Consider the following 16189-nt stretch of genomic DNA (forward strand, 5'->3'; position numbering starts at 1 on the left):
TTCACGTTGGCGGGGGCCGGCACGATGACCGGCCCCCACGCGGATCAGCTGGCCGCGGCCTTGCGCTGGGCGATGAAGGCCTGGATCTGTTCCTCCAGCACCGGCAGCGGCACCGAACCCTGGCTCAGCACGGCGTCGTGGAAGGCCTTGACGTCGAAACGGTCGCCCAGCTCCTGCTCGGCCTGCGTGCGCAGGCGCACGATCGCGATCTCGCCGAGCTTGTAGCTCAGCGCCTGGCCCGGCCAGGAGATGTAGCGGTCCACTTCGGTGGTCACTTCATGCTCGCTCAGCGCGGTGTGGTCGCGCAGGTAGGACAGCGCCTGCTCGCGGGTCCAGCCCTTGTGGTGCACCCCCGTATCGATCACCAGGCGCGCGGCGCGCCACATCTCGTAGGTCAGGCGACCGAAATCCTCGTACGGGGTTTCGTAGATGCCCATCTCCACGCCGAGCTTCTCGCAGTAAAGGCCCCAGCCTTCGCCGTACGCGGAGATGTAGTTGTTGCGACGGAACGCGGGCTGCTCGCCCTGCTCTGCCGCGAGCGCGCCCTGCAGCGCATGGCCCGGATCGGACTCGTGCAGGGTCAGCGCCGGCAGGTTGTACAGCGGCCGCGCCGGCAGGTTGTAGGTATTGAGCCAGTAGGTGCCCATGCCACCGCGGCCCGCGGTCCAGAACGGGGCGATGTCCGGCGGCACCGGCACGATGGTGAAGCGCGCGCGCGGCAGCGTCATGTACTTGCCGATCACGCCGTCCACACGCTTGGAAATCCAGGCGGCGCGGTGCAGCAGCTCGTCCGGGGTCTTGGCATAGAACTGCGGATCGGTGCGCAGGAAGGTCAGGAATTCGGCGAAGCTGCCCTTGAACTCGACCTGCTTGATGATGCCGTCCATCTCGGCCTGGATGCGCGCGACTTCCTTCAGGCCGATCTCGTGGATCTGCTGCGGGGTCAGGTCCAGCGTGGTGTACTCGTGGATCTGCTGCTTGTAGTACGCCTTGCCGCCCGGCATCGCCTCGGCGGCCAGGGTGGTGCGCGCCTGCGGCACGTACTCGCTGACGAAGAAGGTGCGCAGCTTGGCGAAGGCCGGCACCACGCTGCCGCCGATGGCCTGGCGGGCCTGCTCCTGCAGCTGCGCCTGCTCGGCGGCGGGGATGCCGGCCGGCAGCTTCTTGAACGGTGCGTACAGCGGCGACTGGGTCGGGTCCTTCAGTTCGGACACGGTGGCGATGGACACCTCGCGCCCATCGAGCACCGCACGCGGGACGCTGAAACCGCGCTTGAGGCCGGCGCGCATGTTCTCGGTCTGCTGGTCGAAATAGCGCGGCACATCGTTCAGGCGCGCGAGGTAGTTGCGGTAGTCCTGCGCGGTCTTCATCTCGCGCCGCGCCATGAAGGACAGGTTGGACCAGAACGAGGAATCGGCATTGAACGGCATCTCATAGCCGCGCAGGCGCACATCGGCGGCCAGGTTGAACACCTGGTCGCGGTAGATCGCGTAGTTGATCCGGTTTTCGGCCGAGAGCGCCTGGGTGTCGACCTTGTCCAGCTGGGCCAGCACGTCGTCCCAGACCTTCAGGCGTGCCTGCTGCGCGGCCGCGCCGACATCCGGCATGCGGGTGGCGTTGGCCGGGCCGTCGCCATCCTCACTGGCTTCACCACCACCGGCCTCGCGCCAGGCCCATTCCTTCTCGTAGATGGCGCGGAACTGCGCATCGGCGGGACCTTCAGTGGCCAGGCTGGCCGGGGCGACGGCCGGGGCAGCCGGAGGCGCGGCCAGGGCAGCGCCGGCAGGAAGGGCCAGGGCGAGCAGCAGCGCAGCAACGAGCGGTGATTTCACGGTCAGGGGTTCCCGAGGGACGACAAACCCCGATGATGGCACCAAGCGGCCGGGCGCTGCATGGATCAAAGGTCCTGCCCCCGACACGGCAAGCATCCACGCATGGCGTGGATCCACCCTAGTGCGCGGCCTTGTCCCGCTTCCATCCGCGGTGCGCGATATCGAGCTTCAGGCTGTACAGCGCGGTGAACGCCGGGAACAGGTTCTGCAGCACGCCCACCGAGTCCTGCTTGGCCGAGAACAGGAAGTAGCTCAGCGTCATCAGGCTGCCGACCACGCTCATGTACCAGAACAGGCGCGGGATCACCGGCTTGCCGGCGCGGCGCGAGGCAACGAACTGGACCAGCCAGCGGCCGCCGAACATCAGTGCGCCGGTGTAGCCGATCAGCTTCCAGCCGGTGACGTGCAGGCCGGTCCAGTACAGCCAGGTCAGCGGCTGGTCGAGCCAGTGCAGTTCCATCAGCGTTCTTCCACGGCGGTGCGCTTGCTGCGCGTGATCAGCCAGGCGACCCCGCGCAGGTCGCGGATGCCGACCAGGGCGCGGCCGAGGTTGTTGTACTTGGATACGCCCGCGGTGCGATGGCGGTGATTGACCGGCACGCTGAGGGTCTTCCAGCCGGCACGCTGCATCAGCGCCGGCAGGTAGCGGTGCATGTGGTCGAAATACGGCAGGTCCAGGAACGCGGCACGCTCGAACAGTTTGATGCCGCAGCCGGTATCGGGCGTGTCGTCGCGCAGCATGCGCGCGCGGATCGCGTTGGCCCACTTGCTCGCCCAGCGCTTGCTGCCCGAATCCTGGCGGTGCACGCGCCAGCCGGCGAACAGCTTCACCTCGCTGGCGGCCGCAGCGCGCGCGGCAAGCAGCCCGGGGATGTCGGCCGGATCGTTCTGGCCGTCACCGTCCAGGGTCGCGATCCACGGCGCGCGGGCGTGCTTGACGCCGTTGCGCACCGCGGTGCTCTGCCCGCTCTGGGTGACATGGTGCAGCACCCGCAGTTCCGCCGTGGTGGCCTTCAGGGAGTGCAGCACCGCCAGGGTGTCGTCGCGCGAATGATCGTCGACATAGACGATTTCGAACTCGATCCGTCCGCGCAGCGCGGTGGTGATCTCGTTGATCAGGGGCGTGACGTTGTCGCGTTCATTGAAGACCGGGACGACGACCGACAACTGGGGTTGGCTCATGGTCGGACTCTGCGAATGGCCAGGATCGAAAAAGAGCGCGCATTTTCCGCACCCGAGGTTATCCGAAGATGAATGGGTGCGTGTGTGTCAGGCGTGAGCACCGAAATAATCGCGGCACCAGGCCACCACCGGCGGCAGGCCGCGCTCGATCGGCATGGCCGGCTCATAGCCGAACGCGTCATGCGCCCGCGTGGTATCGGCCATGGTGCGGACCATGTCGCCCGGCTGCATCGGCTTGTAGACCTTCTGCGCCGGGCGTCCGGCCGCGGCCTCGATGACACCGATGAAGTGCTCCAGCTCGATCGGCGTGTGATTGCCGAGATTGAAGACGCGGTGCGGAACGACCTCGCTGGACGGATGCGCCAGCGCGCCGAGGATACCGTCCACGATGTCGGAGACATGTGTGAAGTCGCGCTGCATTTTTCCGTCGTTGAAGACATCGATCGGGCGGCCGGCCAGCACCGCGCGCGAGAACAGCAGCGGTGCCATGTCGGGGCGGCCCCACGGGCCGTACACGGTGAAGAAGCGCAGGCCGGTCGCATGCAGGCCGAACAGCTGGGCGTAGGTGTAGGCCATCAGCTCGTTGGCGGCCTTGGTCGCGGCGTACAGCGAGCGCGGCTTGTCGATGCGCTGGTCTTCGGAGAACGGCGGGGTGGCGGAATCGCCGTACACCGAGCTGCTCGAGGCATACACCAGATGGGCGACGCCGCGATGGCGGCACAGCTCCAGCATGTTGACGAAGCCGGTCAGGTTGCTGTCGACGTAGGCCTGCGGGTTTTCCAGCGAGTAACGCACGCCGGCCTGCGCGGCCAGGTGGATGACCCGGGTCGGCTGGACCTCGTCGAACAGCGCGGCCAGGCCCTCGCGGTCGGTCAGGTCGAGCACGCGGATGTCAGCCTGCGGGCACAGCGCGGCCACGCGATCGCGCTTGATCTGCGGATCGTAGTAGTCGTTGTAGTTGTCCAGGCCGACGACGCGCTCACCGCGCGCGAGCAGGGCCTTGCAGGTATTGGCGCCGATGAAACCGGCTGCACCGGTCACGAGAATCGTCATGGGGTCCGTCCGTCATACCGCCACGTATCAATACAGTGATGCCGGGGCGCGCGCGTGGCGATCCGCGCGTCCCGGCGCCGCTTCACCACAGGCTCAGCGGCGCTTCCTTGGCCAGGGTGGCCTTGCGTTCCTTGCTGAAATCCCACCACGGCCGCGGTGCCTCGCCCTGCATGAAACGCACCACCGACAGGAACACATCGATCACGCAGGGGTCGTGCATCACGCCGGTGCGCAGACACAGCTGTGCGTACATGTCATAGGCATCGCGGCCGCGCAGGTGCGCTGGCACGCGAATGCCGATCAGACGGAGATCTTTCTCACAGGCCGGCCCGACATTCGGCAGGTCGGTCAGACGCAACAGATGGTTGCGGTCGACCTTGGTGGGGTTCATTGCTTGGGGGGGATCCTCTGACGCCTGCGGGGGACTCAGCCCTTCTGTGCGCGAAGTCGGTCGAGCACGCCATCCAGCGTGTCCAGGTCGGTGTAATGGATGATCAGCTTGCCCTTGCCGCCACGGCCGTGGTTGATCGCCACGCGGGCGCCCAGCGACTCGGACAGTTCGGTTTCCAGCGAGGCGATGTCGGCCTGCGGCGCCGCGGCAGCGGGTTTCTTGCGCAGCGCGCCCGGCACCTTGCCGGCGGCGAACTGCTGCGCGCGGTGCTCGACTTCGCGCACCGACCAGCCCTGGTCGGCCGCTTCCTGGGCCAGCTTGCTGGCCAGTTCCGGCGCCAGCGTCAGCAGCGCGCGGGCATGGCCCATTTCCAGCCGGCGGGTTTCCAGCAGCAGGCGGATCGCGACCGGCAGCTCGAGCAGGCGCAGCAGGTTGGAAACCGCCGCACGCGAGCGGCCGACAGCCTGCGCGGCCTCGGCGTGGGTCAGCGCGAATTCGGTGATCAGCCGCTGCAGTGCTTCGGCTTCTTCGAGCGGGTTGAGGTCTTCGCGCTGGATGTTCTCGATCAGCGCCATCGCGATGACGGTGCGGTCTTCCAGTTCGCGCACCACCACCGGCACTTCATCCAGGCCGGCCAGCTGCGAGGCGCGCCAGCGGCGTTCGCCGGCCACGATCTCGAAGCGGTCCGCGCCAAGCTGGCGGACCAGGATCGGCTGGATCACGCCCTGCGACTTGATCGACTCGGCCAGCTCGCCGAGCTTGATCTCGTCCATGTCGCGGCGCGGCTGGTACTTGCCCGGCTGCAGGTGGCCGACCGGCAGCTTGCGCAGGATTTCACCCGGCTGCGGCTCGACCACCGCCGCTGCCTGCACCTGTGTCACCGCCCCCTTGGGCCCCAACAGCGCGTCGAGGCCACGGCCGAGGCCGCGTTTCTTGCCAAGGGCAGGCTTGGTGCTCATCAGGCGGTCTCCATGGCCTTGTCGGCCTTCTTGCGTTGGTTGTTGCGACGGATGATCTCGCCGGCGAGGCCGAGATAGGCAACGCCACCGCGCGAGGCACGGTCGTAGCCGACGATGCTCTGGCCATGGCTGGGCGCCTCGGCCAGGCGCACGTTGCGCGGCACGATGGTGCGGAACACCTGCTCGCCGAAGTGCTCGGTCAGCTCGGCCGACACGGCGTTGGCCAGGTTGTTGCGCACATCGAACATGGTGCGCAGCACGCCCTCGATCTCCAGCGCGGGATTGAGGTTGGCGCGCAGCGCTTCGATGGTTTCCACCAGCGCGCTCAGGCCTTCCAGCGCGTAGTACTCGCACTGCATCGGCACGATCACCGAGTCGGCGGCGGCCAGCGCGTTGAGCGTCAGCAGCGACAGCGCGGGCGGGCAGTCGATCAGGATGTAGTCGTATTCGTCGCGGATCGGGGCCAGCGCGCGCTTGAGGCGCTGCTCGCGCTCGCTCTGGTCCATCAGCTGGATCTCGGCGGCGGTCAGGTCGATGTTGCCCGGGAGCAGGTCGAAGCCTTCCGGCGTCTTGACCCGGACCTCGGCCGCGGTGCTTTCGCCCAGCAGCAGATCACAGGTGGACGCGGCGACTTCGCGCTTGTCCACGCCGCTGCCCATGGTCGCATTGCCTTGGGAATCGAGGTCGACAAGAAGCACGCGCTTGGGTGCAGCAGCCAGGGAGGCGGCCAGATTGACGGCGGTCGTGGTCTTGCCGACGCCACCTTTCTGGTTGGCGATGGCGATGATGCGGGCCATGCGGGTGAGCCTCATCGGCAGGGAGTGGGACTGGTCATTATGCGTATATGGGGCGTGTCATGCACTGTGAGATGCGCGGCAGGCACGCGCCGCAATGCCGCAGCCGCGCCCACGGGCACGCCGACGACGCGGCACGGGGCCAGGCCGGGAGAGGGGCAGGACGACCGTGGGACGGGCGATGCGGGCAGTGAAGTCACCGGCTCACGGGCCGGTGACCACCACCAGATGGCGCTCACCGGTCAACCCGGGGACGCTCAGCGGCACCACCTTCTCGACCGACCAGCCGGCCGGCAGCTGCGCGATCTCGTCGTGCGGGTACACGCCTTTCATCGCCAGCAGGCGGCCACCGGGGCGCAGCAGATGCCCACCGACCCGGATGATCCCGGCCAGGGTGTCCATCGCGCGCGCGGTCAGGTGGTCATACGCGGCCGGTTCGGCCAGCGCCTCGGCGCGCGACTCGGCCACGCGGGCATTGCCCAGGCCCAGCTGGCGCACGGCCTCACGCATGAAACGGGCCTTCTTGCCGTTGCTCTCGACCAGGGTCACCTGCAGCTGCGGGCGCGCGATCGCCAGCGGAATGCCCGGCAGCCCGGGGCCGGTCCCCAGGTCGGCCAGGGTGCCGGTCTCCAGGTAGGGCTGCATCGCCAGCGAGTCGAGCAGATGGCGGGTGACCATCTCCAGCGGGTCGCGGATCGCGGTCAGGTTGTAGGTACGGTTCCAGCGGTCCAGCAGGGTCAGGTAGGTCAGCAGCGGCGGTGCCAGCGCGGCCTCCAGGCCCATCGCCGACAGCCCGCGCTCCAGCGCGTCGGCCACGCCGGACGGAAGTGTGTGATCAGTCATGCCGTGATTATCGCATCTTGCCTGCAGCGGCAGCGGCGCCCGGGGACGACGGGCATCCATTACAGAGCGTGGAAGGCCAGCGCGGCCCGGAAATCATCGGCCGCCTGCCACTCATGCAGGTGCCAGCGCTCGGCAGGCCCGAGTTCGGGGTCGCACCAGGCCAGGTGCAGGCCACCATCGATGCCCGGCGCGAGCTGCAGCCGGTGCAGGCCGAACGAAATGCCCTGCCCCTGCGCCTTGAGCAGCGCTTCCTTGGCGCACCACACGCGGAAGAACCAGTGGTTGCGGGCGGTCTCGTCCAGCGACTCCAGCCAGGCGATCTCGGCCGGGTGGAAGAAGCGCTGGACGATTTCCAGCATCCGCGGGCGCGGGCGCAGCGGCTCCAGGTCCACCCCGAGCCGGACCCCCTCGCCCATCGCGACCAGCAGCAGCCCGTGGCTGTGGCTCCAGCCGGTGCCCACATGCGCCAGCGGGCCATGCAGCTCCGGCCGGCCACGCGGGTCGCGCTGCAGCGGCAGATCCTCCGGTTCGCCACCCAGCTGCCCGGCCAGCAGCACCCTGGCCTGTGGCTCCCCACGGGTGCCCGCCACGTGCGGCAGGCGCCAGACCGTGACCGGGCCGAAGCGCCAGGGGCCGTCGAGGGTGGCCGGCAGGCTCATGCCACGCCCCCGCCATCGCGGCTGCACGACGACTTCACGGGGTGTGCCGTCAACTGCACAGGTTGCAACCGCACAGAGGGAGTCAACGCTATGGGCATCATCATCTGGTTGATCGTCGGCGGCATCGTGGGCTGGCTTGCCAGCATCATCATGAAGCGGGACGCGCAGCAAGGCATCATCCTCAACATCGTGGTCGGCATCATCGGCGCACTGCTGGCCGGTTGGCTGTTCGGCGGTGGCATCAATGAAGCAATCACCATCCGTACGTTCCTGTTCTCGCTGATCGGTGCCGTCATCCTGCTCGCGATCGTGAACCTGTTTACGCGTCGAAGCGTCCGCTGACGCGCTCACGCAGTTCGTTCGATCAACAAGGCCCGGCACTGCCGGGCCTTGTTGTTTCCGCGGTCAACCCAGCTGCACCCACGCCGGGGCGTGGTCGCTGGGGCGTTCCCAGGTACGCGGTTCGCGGTCGATGCCGGAGGCCAGCGCGCGCGCCTTGAGCGCGTCGGAGACCAGGGTCAGGTCGATGCGCAGGCCCAGGTTGCGGCGGAAGCCGGCCGCCCGGTAGTCCCACCAGCTGAACACGCCCTCTTCCTCGCTGTGCAGGCGGAAGGCATCGTGCAGGCCCAGCTGCAGCAGCTTGTTCAGGGCGCCGCGCTCGGCGGTGGAGGTCAGGATGTGGTTCTCGTTCCAGACCAGCGGGTCGTGCACGTCGCGGGCATCGGGCGCGATGTTGAAGTCGCCCATCACCACCAGCTCCGGGTACCTGGCCAGCTCGGCCTCGACCCAGGCGTGCACGGCCTCGAGCCAGCGCAGCTTGTAGGCGTACTTGTCGGTGCCCACGTCCTGGCCGTTGACCACGTACAGATTGATGATGCGCACGCCGTTGACGGTCCCGGCGATGGCGCGCTTCTGCTCATCCTCGAAGCCGGGAATGCCGATCTGCACGTCCTGCGCCGGTTCGCGCGAGAGCAGCGCGACACCGTTGTAGGTCTTCTGCCCGGCGAACACGCTGCGGTAGCCCAGGCCGGCCAGCACCGCGTCGGGGAACTTGTGGTCCTCCATCTTGGTTTCCTGGATGCCGACCACGTCCGGCGCGAACGCCGTGAGCCATTGTTCCAGGTGCGGCAGGCGCACATTGAGCGAGTTGACGTTCCAGGAGGCGATTTTCATGTGCGCCATTCTACCTGTGGGGCGCGCCTTCGTCGGCGGCCCCTAGCGCACCATCATCTTCAACATCCCGGCGATCTTCGAATACGGCGGTTTGAGCAGATCGCTGGCGGCCCAGCGCGACTGCCACAGGATCGGCAGCTGCTTGCTCATCGCATCGAAGCCGGCACGCGCGTGGTACGCGCCCATGCCACTCGGGCCGACGCCGCCGAACGGCAGCCCATTGACCGCGAAATGCAGCAGCGTGTCGTTGACGGTGACGCCGCCGGCCACGACCTGCGCCAGCACCCGTTCCACCTGCGTGCGTTCGTGACTGAAAACGTACAGCGCCAACGGACGGTCACGTGACTGCACCTCCGCGATGGCAGCGTCCAGATCCGGATACGCGCAGACCGGCAGGATCGGACCGAAGATCTCTTCGCGCATCAGGGCCAGATCGGCCGGCGGATCGAGCACGATGGTCGGCACGATCAGCCGCTCGCGTTGGGCACGCTCAGGATCGACCGTCGCCAGCTCGATCACCGGCACGCCCCGCGCGCGGGCCTCCTCGAGATAGCCGCGCAGCCGCTGATACTGGCCCTCGTGGATGATGCGCGTGTAATCCGCGGCGTCGCTGAAATCGCCATAGCGCGCCTGCACCTGGGTCTGCAGCTGCTGCACCAGCTCGCGCTGGCGATGGCCGTCGATCAGCACGTAGTCCGGCGCGATGCAGGTCTGCCCGGCATTGAAGAACTTGCCCGTGGCCAGGCGCGCGGCCGCCTTGTCCAGCGGGTAATCGCTGCAGACGATGGCGGGGGATTTACCGCCCAGTTCCAGGGTCAGCGGGGTCAGGTGCTCGGCGGCCGCCGCCATGACCTTGCGGCCGATGGTGGTGGAGCCGGTGAACACCAGGTGGTCCAGCGGCGAGCCGGCCACGGCGCTGGCGAGGTCTCTATCGCCCTGCACGACCGCCACGCGATCCGACGGGAATACCTCGGCCAGCAGCGACTGCAGGAAGGCACTGGTGCGCGGCGTGTGCTCGGACGGCTTGAGGATCACGTGGTTGCCGGCGGCGATCGCGGTCGCCAGCGGAATCAGGGCCAGGTTGACCGGATAGTTCCACGGCGAGATCACCCCGACCACGCCCAGCGGCACCGGCCGGGTCTGCGCACGTGCCGGCCAGAACCGCCAGCCGACACCGACCCGGCGCGGTTGCATCCAGCCGCGCAGATGGCGGCACAGATGATCGATGTCGCCGAGCACGGTCATGCCATCGGCGATCAGCGATTCGTGGGTGGAGCGGTGGCCGAAGTCGGCCGAGATCGCGGCGGCCATCTCCGGCAGCCGGGCCTTGAGGGCCGCGCGCAGGCGCTGCAGGTCACCGCGGCGCTGGTCCAGCGTCGGGCGGTTGGCCTGCCAGGCGGTGCGCAGGGCGTGCAGGATCGCGGGAAGCGCGGCGGGATCGGTGTGGGCATCGCTCATGGCCCGACTATAGCGGCAGGCTGCGTGATGGCGGGATCGGTAGTGCCGGCCGCTGGCCGGCAACCTCGCACGCGTACCCGCCGGTTGATCGGGAGCCGGCCAGCGGCCGGCACTACCCAGGACACAAAAAAGAGCCGCGATCTGCATCGCGGCCCCTTCGTCTTGCCATGTGGATCGCCTGTTACTTGGTGATGTCCACATCCTTGGTTTCATGCAGGAACAGGCCACCGACCACGACCGTCATCAACGCGATGATGATCGGGTACCACAGGCCGTAGTAGAGGTTGCCGGTACCGGCCACCAGCGCGAAGGAAATCGCCGGCAGGAAGCCACCGAACCAGCCGTTGCCGATGTGGTACGGCAGCGACATCGAGGTGTAGCGGATACGCGTCGGGAACAGCTCGACCAGATAGGCGGCGATCGGGCCGTAGACCATGGTCACGTACAGCACCAGCAGCCACAGCATGAAGATCGTGCCGGGGATGTTGATGCGCGCGTTGTCCGCCTTGGCCGGGTAACCGGCGGTGCTGAGTGCGCCCTTCAGCTCGCCACCGAAGGCATCGCCCTTGGCCTTGAGCTCTTCCTTGGTCAGGCCTGCAGCCTCGTAGGAGGTCACGGCGGTGGTCCCGACGTTGACCGTCGCCAGCGTACCGGCCGGTGCCGGCTTCACTTCATAGGGCACACCGGCCTTGGTCAGGGCCGCGGTGGCCACATCGCAGGAGCTGGTGAACTTGCGCAGTCCGACCGGATCGAACTGGAACGAGCAGGTGTTCGGGTCGGCATTGACCAGCGCCGGCGAGTTGGTGCGGGCTTCTTCGATGGCCGGGTTGGCGAAGTGGGTCAGGCCCTTGAAGATCGGGATGTAGGTGATGGCAGCCAACAGACAGCCGGCCAGGATGATCTTCTTGCGGCCGATACGGTCCGACAGCCAGCCGAAGAAGATGAAGAACGGTACGCCCAGTGCAAGCGCGGCGGCGATCAGCAGATAGGAGGTGGTGGCGTCGACCTTGAGCATGCTGCTCAGGAAGAACAGCGCGTAGAACTGGCCGCCGTACCACACCACGGCCTGACCGGCTGCGGCACCGAGCAGGACCAGCAGCATCAGCTTGAGGTTGCCGTCCTTGAGGCTGTCACGGAACGGGGTCTTGGAGCCCTTGCCTTCGGCCTTCATCTGCTGGAACAGCGGAGACTCGCTCAGCTGCAGGCGAATCCACACCGACACGCCCAGCAGCACGATCGAGACCAGGAACGGAATGCGCCAGCCCCAGGCTTCGAAGGCCTCATTGCCCAGGAAATAGCGGCAGGCCAGGATGATCAGCAGCGACATGAACAGGCCGAGCGTCGCGGTGCACTGGATGAAGCTGGTGTACAGGCCACGCTTGTCGGCCGGTGCATGTTCGGCGACGTAGGTCGCGGCACCACCGTACTCGCCACCCATCGCCAGGCCCTGGGCCAGACGCAGGATGATCAGGATGACCGGGGCGGCGAAACCGATCGAGGCGTAGTTGGGCAGCACGCCGACCAGGAAGGTCGAGATGCCCATGATCAGGATCGTGACCAGGAAGGTGTACTTGCGGCCGATGCGGTCGCCGAGGCTGCCGAAGAAGGCCGCGCCGAACGGGCGCACGAAGAAGCCGGCCGCGAACGCCAGCAGGGCGAAGATCATGCCCGTGGTTTCATTGACGCCGCTGAAGAACTGCTTGGCGATGATCGCGGCGAGCGAGCCGTACAGGAAGAAGTCGTACCACTCGAAGACGGTACCCAGGCTGGACGCGAAGATGACCTTCTTGTGTCCCTGGGTAAGTTGGGCTTTCGCCGGTGCAGGTGTTGTTGACATGGGACGCTTCCCCTCCGAAGCAATCGTTGTTGTTAGGTGCCGACCGTGGGTCGGCACGCATTTAGAAGCTGTATTTGGTCGTGAACTGCAGGCGGCTGATATCGCCCTTGCGGCCATCCTCGATCTCGCGCACGCCGTACATCAGCTCTGCGCCGACATCGACCTTGGGCATCGGCGTGTAGAACACGTTGCCGCGGATGCTCTGCACGCTCTTGGTGACCAGCGGGCCGAGGCTGCCGTCGTTGTCGTAATCGCTGCGCGCGTAGATCAGGTTGGTGCGCAGCTTCGGGGTGAAGGCGTGGCGCCAGCCCACGTAGCCGGCCAGGACGCCGGTCGGGTTGAGTTCGTCGCGGGCGATGTCATACGCGGTATCGGCGGTGACACCCAGGCCGATGTAGCGCGCGATGCCTTCGCCGCCGGTGACCTGGTAATGCAGCGTGTCGGTCGGACCCATCACCCACTTGCCGCCCAGGGTCAGGCCGCCGGCGATCTTGTCCGCATCGGCACCGGTGGTCTGGTTGTCGACCTTCAACTGGCGGACCACGCCGCCGACGCCGAAGGTGCCCCAGTCACCCTTCCAGCCATAGCGCAGGGTCAGGTCGGGCAATGCGCCGCGATCGGAGTTGCTGGCCACGTTGGTCCACGCACCGGTGACCGGATTGCGGGCGCCGGTGAGCAGCGTGGTTTCCGGGTTTTCCAGCGCGACGCTGAAGCCGCCCTGGGTGTAGCGGATCTGGGCCTGGCGCACGAAGATCACGCCGTCGGTCGGGCCGACGAAGTCAGCGGCTTCCGGCAGCGAGGCCGCGTCCATGAAGTTCGACCAGGTCTGGCCGGCCATCCAGTTGTTCCAGTACATGTAGGCGTGACGCAGGGTCGCACCGTAGGTATTGGTGGCGGTCTGGTTGCCCAGCGAGTTGCCGAAGAAGTCCATCTCGAAGAACGCACCGGACTTGTTGCCGGCCTCGCTGACATTGTCGATGCCCAGGTTGAAGCGCGAGAACTTGGCGTGGGCGTTGTAGTCCACGTCCGAACGCTTGCCGCTGCCGCCGGCACCGGCCACCGGGGTCTGGCCCGGCAGGTACAGCGCGCGGCCGGTGGCGTCGTCGGCCAGCTGGCCGTCGCCGGTCTGGGTAGCCAGGAAATCGGCCTTGATGAAGCCGCCGATCTTGACCGTGGTGCCCGGCGCGGCGCCCGGGGTGATGGTGGTGACCTGGATCGGCTGCTTGCCGGCCGGCACGGTGGCCGCCACCGGCTGCTGCGCCTGGACCGTGCGCACGGCGGTGACCTCGGTCTGGGCCTGGCTGATCTGGACCTGCTGTTGCTGCTGGTTGGACAGCAGCAGCTGGACCTGGCGCTCCAGTTCCACGACGCGGGCTTCCAGTGCTTTCTCTTTTGCGGTTTCGGCGAACGCCATGCCTGGCGCGATCAATGCGACGAACATGGCGGCGGCCAACGGCCGGCGTGTCGTCCTCAGCAAACGGTGGCTCATGTTGCCCTCTCTCCCGGGTGGCAAGGTGATGCCGCGCATGGGGCACGGTCGAGCCGAGGGTGCGGCGCGTTGACGCACCGAAGCTATTGGCCATTAGTCGTACTCGCCCCGACCGGGCGAGTACGACCCGGGCGCCGGCAGGCGACCGGCAGGTGCCGCAGGCACCGCGTAGGTACCGACCGTTGGTCGGTACGCAGTGCCTCACGACCAACGGTCGTGAGCTACCGGGACCAACGGTCGCGAGCTACCGCAGCGAACGGTCATGAGCCATCGGGGTCACCGGCCGTGTCCCATCAGGGCGCGCGGCGTTCGACCATGGTCTAACCACCCCGGTAACGCGCAGGCGGGTGGATGCGGCAAACTGAGGGGGAGAGGTCGTCACTTATGTTGCGACCGCACAACCCAAGTCAACGTGCAAGTGAGGGTGCCATGGCTGATCTTTACCCCGTCGACGCCGCGTTCGCCGCGGCATCGCGGATCGACAGGAACACGTACCAGCAGCTCTACCGCGAATCGGTGGAGCATCCGGATGCCTTCTGGGGCAAGGCCGCGGAGCGCCTGGACTGGTTCAAGAAACCCACCCGCATCAAGAACGTCAGCTACCAGCTCGACGATTTCCGGATCAAGTGGTTCGAAGACGGCGAGCTCAACGCCAGCGTCAACTGCCTGGACCGCCAGCTCGACACGCGCGGCGACAAGATCGCGTTGCTGTTCGAACCGGACAGCCCCGACGCACCGGCCCAGGGTGTCACCTACCGCGAGCTGTATGAACGCACCTGCCGCCTCGGCAACGCGCTGCGCAACCTCGGCGTCAAGAAGGGCGACCGGGTCACCATCTACCTGCCGATGATCGTTGACGCCGCGGTGGCCATGCTGGCCTGTGCGCGTATCGGTGCGATCCATTCGGTGGTGTTCGGCGGCTTCGCCCCGAACTCGATCGCCGACCGCGTCATCGACTGCGGCAGCAAGCTGATCATCACCGCCGACGAAGGTCTGCGCGGGGGCAAGAAGATTCCGCTCAAAGCCAATGTCGATGCCGCGCTGAAGCTGCCCGGCACCACCACCGTGGAAACGGTGCTGGTGGTCCGCCACACCGGCGGCGCGGTGGACATGCAGGCCCCCCGCGACCGCTGGTTCCATGACGTGGTGGATCCGCAGCCGGCGCAGTGCGAACCCGAGCGCATGAATGCCGAGGATCCGCTGTTCATCCTCTACACCTCCGGGTCCACCGGCAAGCCCAAGGGCGTGCTGCACACCACCGGCGGCTACCTCCTGTACGCGGCCTACACCCATGAAGCGGTGTTCGACCTGCGCGAGGACGACGTCTACTGGTGCACCGCCGACGTCGGCTGGGTCACCGGCCACAGCTACATCGTGTACGGCCCGCTGGCCAATGGCGCGACTTCGGTGATGTTCGAAGGCGTGCCGAACTACCCGAGCACCTCGCGCTTCTGGGAGGTGATCGACAAGCACCAGGTCACCATCTTCTACACCGCCCCCACCGCGATCCGCGCGTTGATGCGCGAAGGCGATGCACCGGTCAAGCGCACCTCGCGCAGTTCGCTGCGCCTGCTCGGCAGCGTCGGCGAACCGATCAATCCGGAAGCATGGCGCTGGTACTACGAGGTGGTCGGCGACAGCCGCTGCCCGATCGTGGATACCTGGTGGCAGACCGAAACCGGCGGCATCCTGATCTCGCCGCTGGCCGGCGCGGTCGATCTCAAGCCGGGTTCGGCCACCCTGCCCTTCTTCGGCGTGCAGCCGGCCCTGGTCAACGCCGACGGCGAGATCCAGGAAGGGGCCACCGAAGGCAACCTGATCATCCGCGATTCGTGGCCGGGCCAGATGCGTACCGTCTACGGTGACCATCAGCGCTTCATCGATACGTATTTCCGCACCTACCCGGGCAGCTACTTCACCGGCGACGGCTGCCGTCGTGACGAAGATGGCTACTACTGGATCACCGGCCGCGTGGACGATGTGATCAACGTCTCCGGACACCGCATCGGCACTGCCGAAGTGGAAAGCGCGCTGGTCTCGCACCCGAAGGTGGCCGAAGCGGCCGTGGTCGGCTTCCCGCACGACATCAAGGGCCAGGGCATCTATGCCTACGTCACCCTGATCGCCGACGAAACGCCGAGCGATGAACTGCACAAGGAGCTCGTGGCCTGGGTGCGCAAGGAGATCGGTCCGATCGCCGCGCCTGATCATCTGCAGTGGGCGCCCGGCCTGCCCAAGACGCGCTCGGGAAAGATCATGCGCCGCATCCTGCGCAAGATCGCCGAGAACGCACCGGATCAGCTCGGTGACACCTCGACCCTGGCCGATCCGTCGGTCGTGGCCTCGCTGGTGGAAGAGCGGAAAGTGAAGTGAAGTAACCCGTCACCGTGAAGGCGCAGGATGGGGCCGCGTCATCGCGTTCGCGCTGTCGCTCCCACGATCCGCAAGCGGATCGTGGGCCCCGCCTCACCATCACCCACACCCCGCCGCTTCGCGGCCGCCCCCTGACTCAGGGGGCT

At 67.2% G+C, this 16189-nt stretch carries 15 protein-coding genes; 2 read left to right on the plus strand and 13 right to left on the minus strand.

The genetic code is table 11. From position 1 onward, the window contains the following. Positions 1-44: 44 nt before the first annotated feature. The 9 genes from ABE424_RS17665 to ABE424_RS17705 form a co-directional block, all read right to left on the minus strand. Positions 45-1832 (minus strand): DUF885 family protein, encoded by a 1788-nt coding sequence (locus tag ABE424_RS17665; protein WP_346492857.1) that lies wholly within the window; start codon positions 1830-1832, stop codon positions 45-47. Positions 1833-1950: 118 nt separating this feature from the next. Further along, entirely contained in the window at positions 1951-2292 is a 342-nt protein-coding gene (locus ABE424_RS17670; RefSeq protein WP_088432293.1) for a lipid-A-disaccharide synthase N-terminal domain-containing protein, read from the minus strand. Further along, positions 2292-3014, minus strand: coding sequence for a glycosyltransferase family 2 protein (locus ABE424_RS17675; protein WP_346492856.1), 723 nt, complete (start codon positions 3012-3014; stop codon positions 2292-2294). Before ABE424_RS17675 ends, ABE424_RS17670 begins: the two co-directional genes overlap by 1 nt. Positions 3015-3101: 87 nt before the next feature. Next, positions 3102-4067 carry an SDR family NAD(P)-dependent oxidoreductase gene (locus tag ABE424_RS17680; protein WP_346492855.1) on the minus strand — a complete coding sequence of 322 codons (966 nt, stop codon included), beginning with the start codon at positions 4065-4067 and terminating at the stop codon, positions 3102-3104. Positions 4068-4149: 82 nt separating this feature from the next. Next, a complete protein-coding gene (locus tag ABE424_RS17685) occupies positions 4150-4458 on the minus strand; it encodes a helix-hairpin-helix domain-containing protein (protein ID WP_176987791.1) in 309 nt (102 codons plus the stop codon). A gap of 35 nt (positions 4459-4493) precedes the next feature. Next, entirely contained in the window at positions 4494-5417 is a 924-nt protein-coding gene (locus tag ABE424_RS17690; RefSeq protein ID WP_346492854.1) for a ParB/RepB/Spo0J family partition protein, read from the minus strand. Then, positions 5417-6214: a ParA family protein gene (locus ABE424_RS17695; RefSeq protein WP_019185613.1), complete on the minus strand. Its 798-nt coding sequence runs from the start codon at positions 6212-6214 to the stop codon at positions 5417-5419. Before ABE424_RS17695 ends, ABE424_RS17690 begins: the two co-directional genes overlap by 1 nt. Positions 6215-6415: 201 nt before the next feature. Beyond that, entirely contained in the window at positions 6416-7054 is a 639-nt protein-coding gene (gene rsmG, locus ABE424_RS17700) for a 16S rRNA (guanine(527)-N(7))-methyltransferase RsmG (RefSeq protein WP_346488542.1), read from the minus strand. 59 nt (positions 7055-7113) lie between these two features. Beyond that, entirely contained in the window at positions 7114-7713 is a 600-nt protein-coding gene (locus ABE424_RS17705; RefSeq protein WP_176987787.1) for a 4'-phosphopantetheinyl transferase superfamily protein, read from the minus strand. A 90-nt stretch (positions 7714-7803) separates the two neighbouring features. Between ABE424_RS17705 and ABE424_RS17710 the strand changes: the two genes are divergently transcribed. Beyond that, positions 7804-8055, plus strand: coding sequence for a GlsB/YeaQ/YmgE family stress response membrane protein (locus ABE424_RS17710; RefSeq protein WP_038685456.1), 252 nt, complete (start codon positions 7804-7806; stop codon positions 8053-8055). 63 nt (positions 8056-8118) lie between these two features. Here ABE424_RS17710 and xth read toward each other — a convergent pair whose 3' ends face one another. The 4 genes from xth to ABE424_RS17730 form a co-directional block, all read right to left on the minus strand. Then, complete coding sequence (gene xth, locus ABE424_RS17715; protein ID WP_088432299.1) at positions 8119-8886, minus strand: exodeoxyribonuclease III; 768 nt, start codon at positions 8884-8886, stop codon at positions 8119-8121. 42 nt (positions 8887-8928) lie between these two features. Continuing rightward, positions 8929-10344: a coniferyl aldehyde dehydrogenase gene (locus ABE424_RS17720; protein ID WP_346492853.1), complete on the minus strand. Its 1416-nt coding sequence runs from the start codon at positions 10342-10344 to the stop codon at positions 8929-8931. Between the two features lie 181 nt (positions 10345-10525). Then, positions 10526-12181 (minus strand): MFS transporter, encoded by a 1656-nt coding sequence (locus ABE424_RS17725; RefSeq protein ID WP_346492850.1) that lies wholly within the window; start codon positions 12179-12181, stop codon positions 10526-10528. Positions 12182-12242: 61 nt separating this feature from the next. Continuing rightward, a complete protein-coding gene (locus tag ABE424_RS17730; protein ID WP_346492849.1) occupies positions 12243-13670 on the minus strand; it encodes a DcaP family trimeric outer membrane transporter in 1428 nt (475 codons plus the stop codon). Positions 13671-14099: 429 nt separating this feature from the next. Here ABE424_RS17730 and acs point away from each other — a divergent pair, with 429 nt between their 5' ends. Then, entirely contained in the window at positions 14100-16043 is a 1944-nt protein-coding gene (gene acs, locus ABE424_RS17735) for an acetate--CoA ligase (RefSeq protein WP_346492848.1), read from the plus strand. Positions 16044-16189: the final 146 nt, after the last annotated feature.

Source organism: Stenotrophomonas sp. TWI1149 (genome assembly GCF_039673155.1).
In the GTDB taxonomy this organism is placed as follows: domain Bacteria; phylum Pseudomonadota; class Gammaproteobacteria; order Xanthomonadales; family Xanthomonadaceae; genus Stenotrophomonas; species Stenotrophomonas maltophilia_AA.

What these genes read in the sequence shown, in the direction of transcription:
- ABE424_RS17670 (WP_088432293.1), bottom strand. Translation starts at nt 2,292, where the DNA reads ATGGAACTGCACTGGCTCGACCAGCCGCTGACCTGGCTGTACTGGACC.
- ABE424_RS17675 (WP_346492856.1), bottom strand. Translation starts at nt 3,014, where the DNA reads ATGAGCCAACCCCAGTTGTCGGTCGTCGTCCCGGTCTTCAATGAACGC.
- ABE424_RS17680 (WP_346492855.1), bottom strand. Translation starts at nt 4,067, where the DNA reads ATGACGATTCTCGTGACCGGTGCAGCCGGTTTCATCGGCGCCAATACC.
- ABE424_RS17685 (WP_176987791.1), bottom strand. Translation starts at nt 4,458, where the DNA reads ATGAACCCCACCAAGGTCGACCGCAACCATCTGTTGCGTCTGACCGAC.
- ABE424_RS17690 (WP_346492854.1), bottom strand. Translation starts at nt 5,417, where the DNA reads ATGAGCACCAAGCCTGCCCTTGGCAAGAAACGCGGCCTCGGCCGTGGC.
- ABE424_RS17695 (WP_019185613.1), bottom strand. Translation starts at nt 6,214, where the DNA reads ATGGCCCGCATCATCGCCATCGCCAACCAGAAAGGTGGCGTCGGCAAG.
- rsmG (WP_346488542.1), bottom strand. Translation starts at nt 7,054, where the DNA reads ATGACTGATCACACACTTCCGTCCGGCGTGGCCGACGCGCTGGAGCGC.
- ABE424_RS17705 (WP_176987787.1), bottom strand. Translation starts at nt 7,713, where the DNA reads ATGAGCCTGCCGGCCACCCTCGACGGCCCCTGGCGCTTCGGCCCGGTC.
- ABE424_RS17710 (WP_038685456.1), top strand. Translation starts at nt 7,804, where the DNA reads ATGGGCATCATCATCTGGTTGATCGTCGGCGGCATCGTGGGCTGGCTT.
- xth (WP_088432299.1), bottom strand. Translation starts at nt 8,886, where the DNA reads ATGAAAATCGCCTCCTGGAACGTCAACTCGCTCAATGTGCGCCTGCCG.
- ABE424_RS17720 (WP_346492853.1), bottom strand. Translation starts at nt 10,344, where the DNA reads ATGAGCGATGCCCACACCGATCCCGCCGCGCTTCCCGCGATCCTGCAC.
- ABE424_RS17725 (WP_346492850.1), bottom strand. Translation starts at nt 12,181, where the DNA reads ATGTCAACAACACCTGCACCGGCGAAAGCCCAACTTACCCAGGGACAC.
- ABE424_RS17730 (WP_346492849.1), bottom strand. Translation starts at nt 13,670, where the DNA reads ATGAGCCACCGTTTGCTGAGGACGACACGCCGGCCGTTGGCCGCCGCC.
- acs (WP_346492848.1), top strand. Translation starts at nt 14,100, where the DNA reads ATGGCTGATCTTTACCCCGTCGACGCCGCGTTCGCCGCGGCATCGCGG.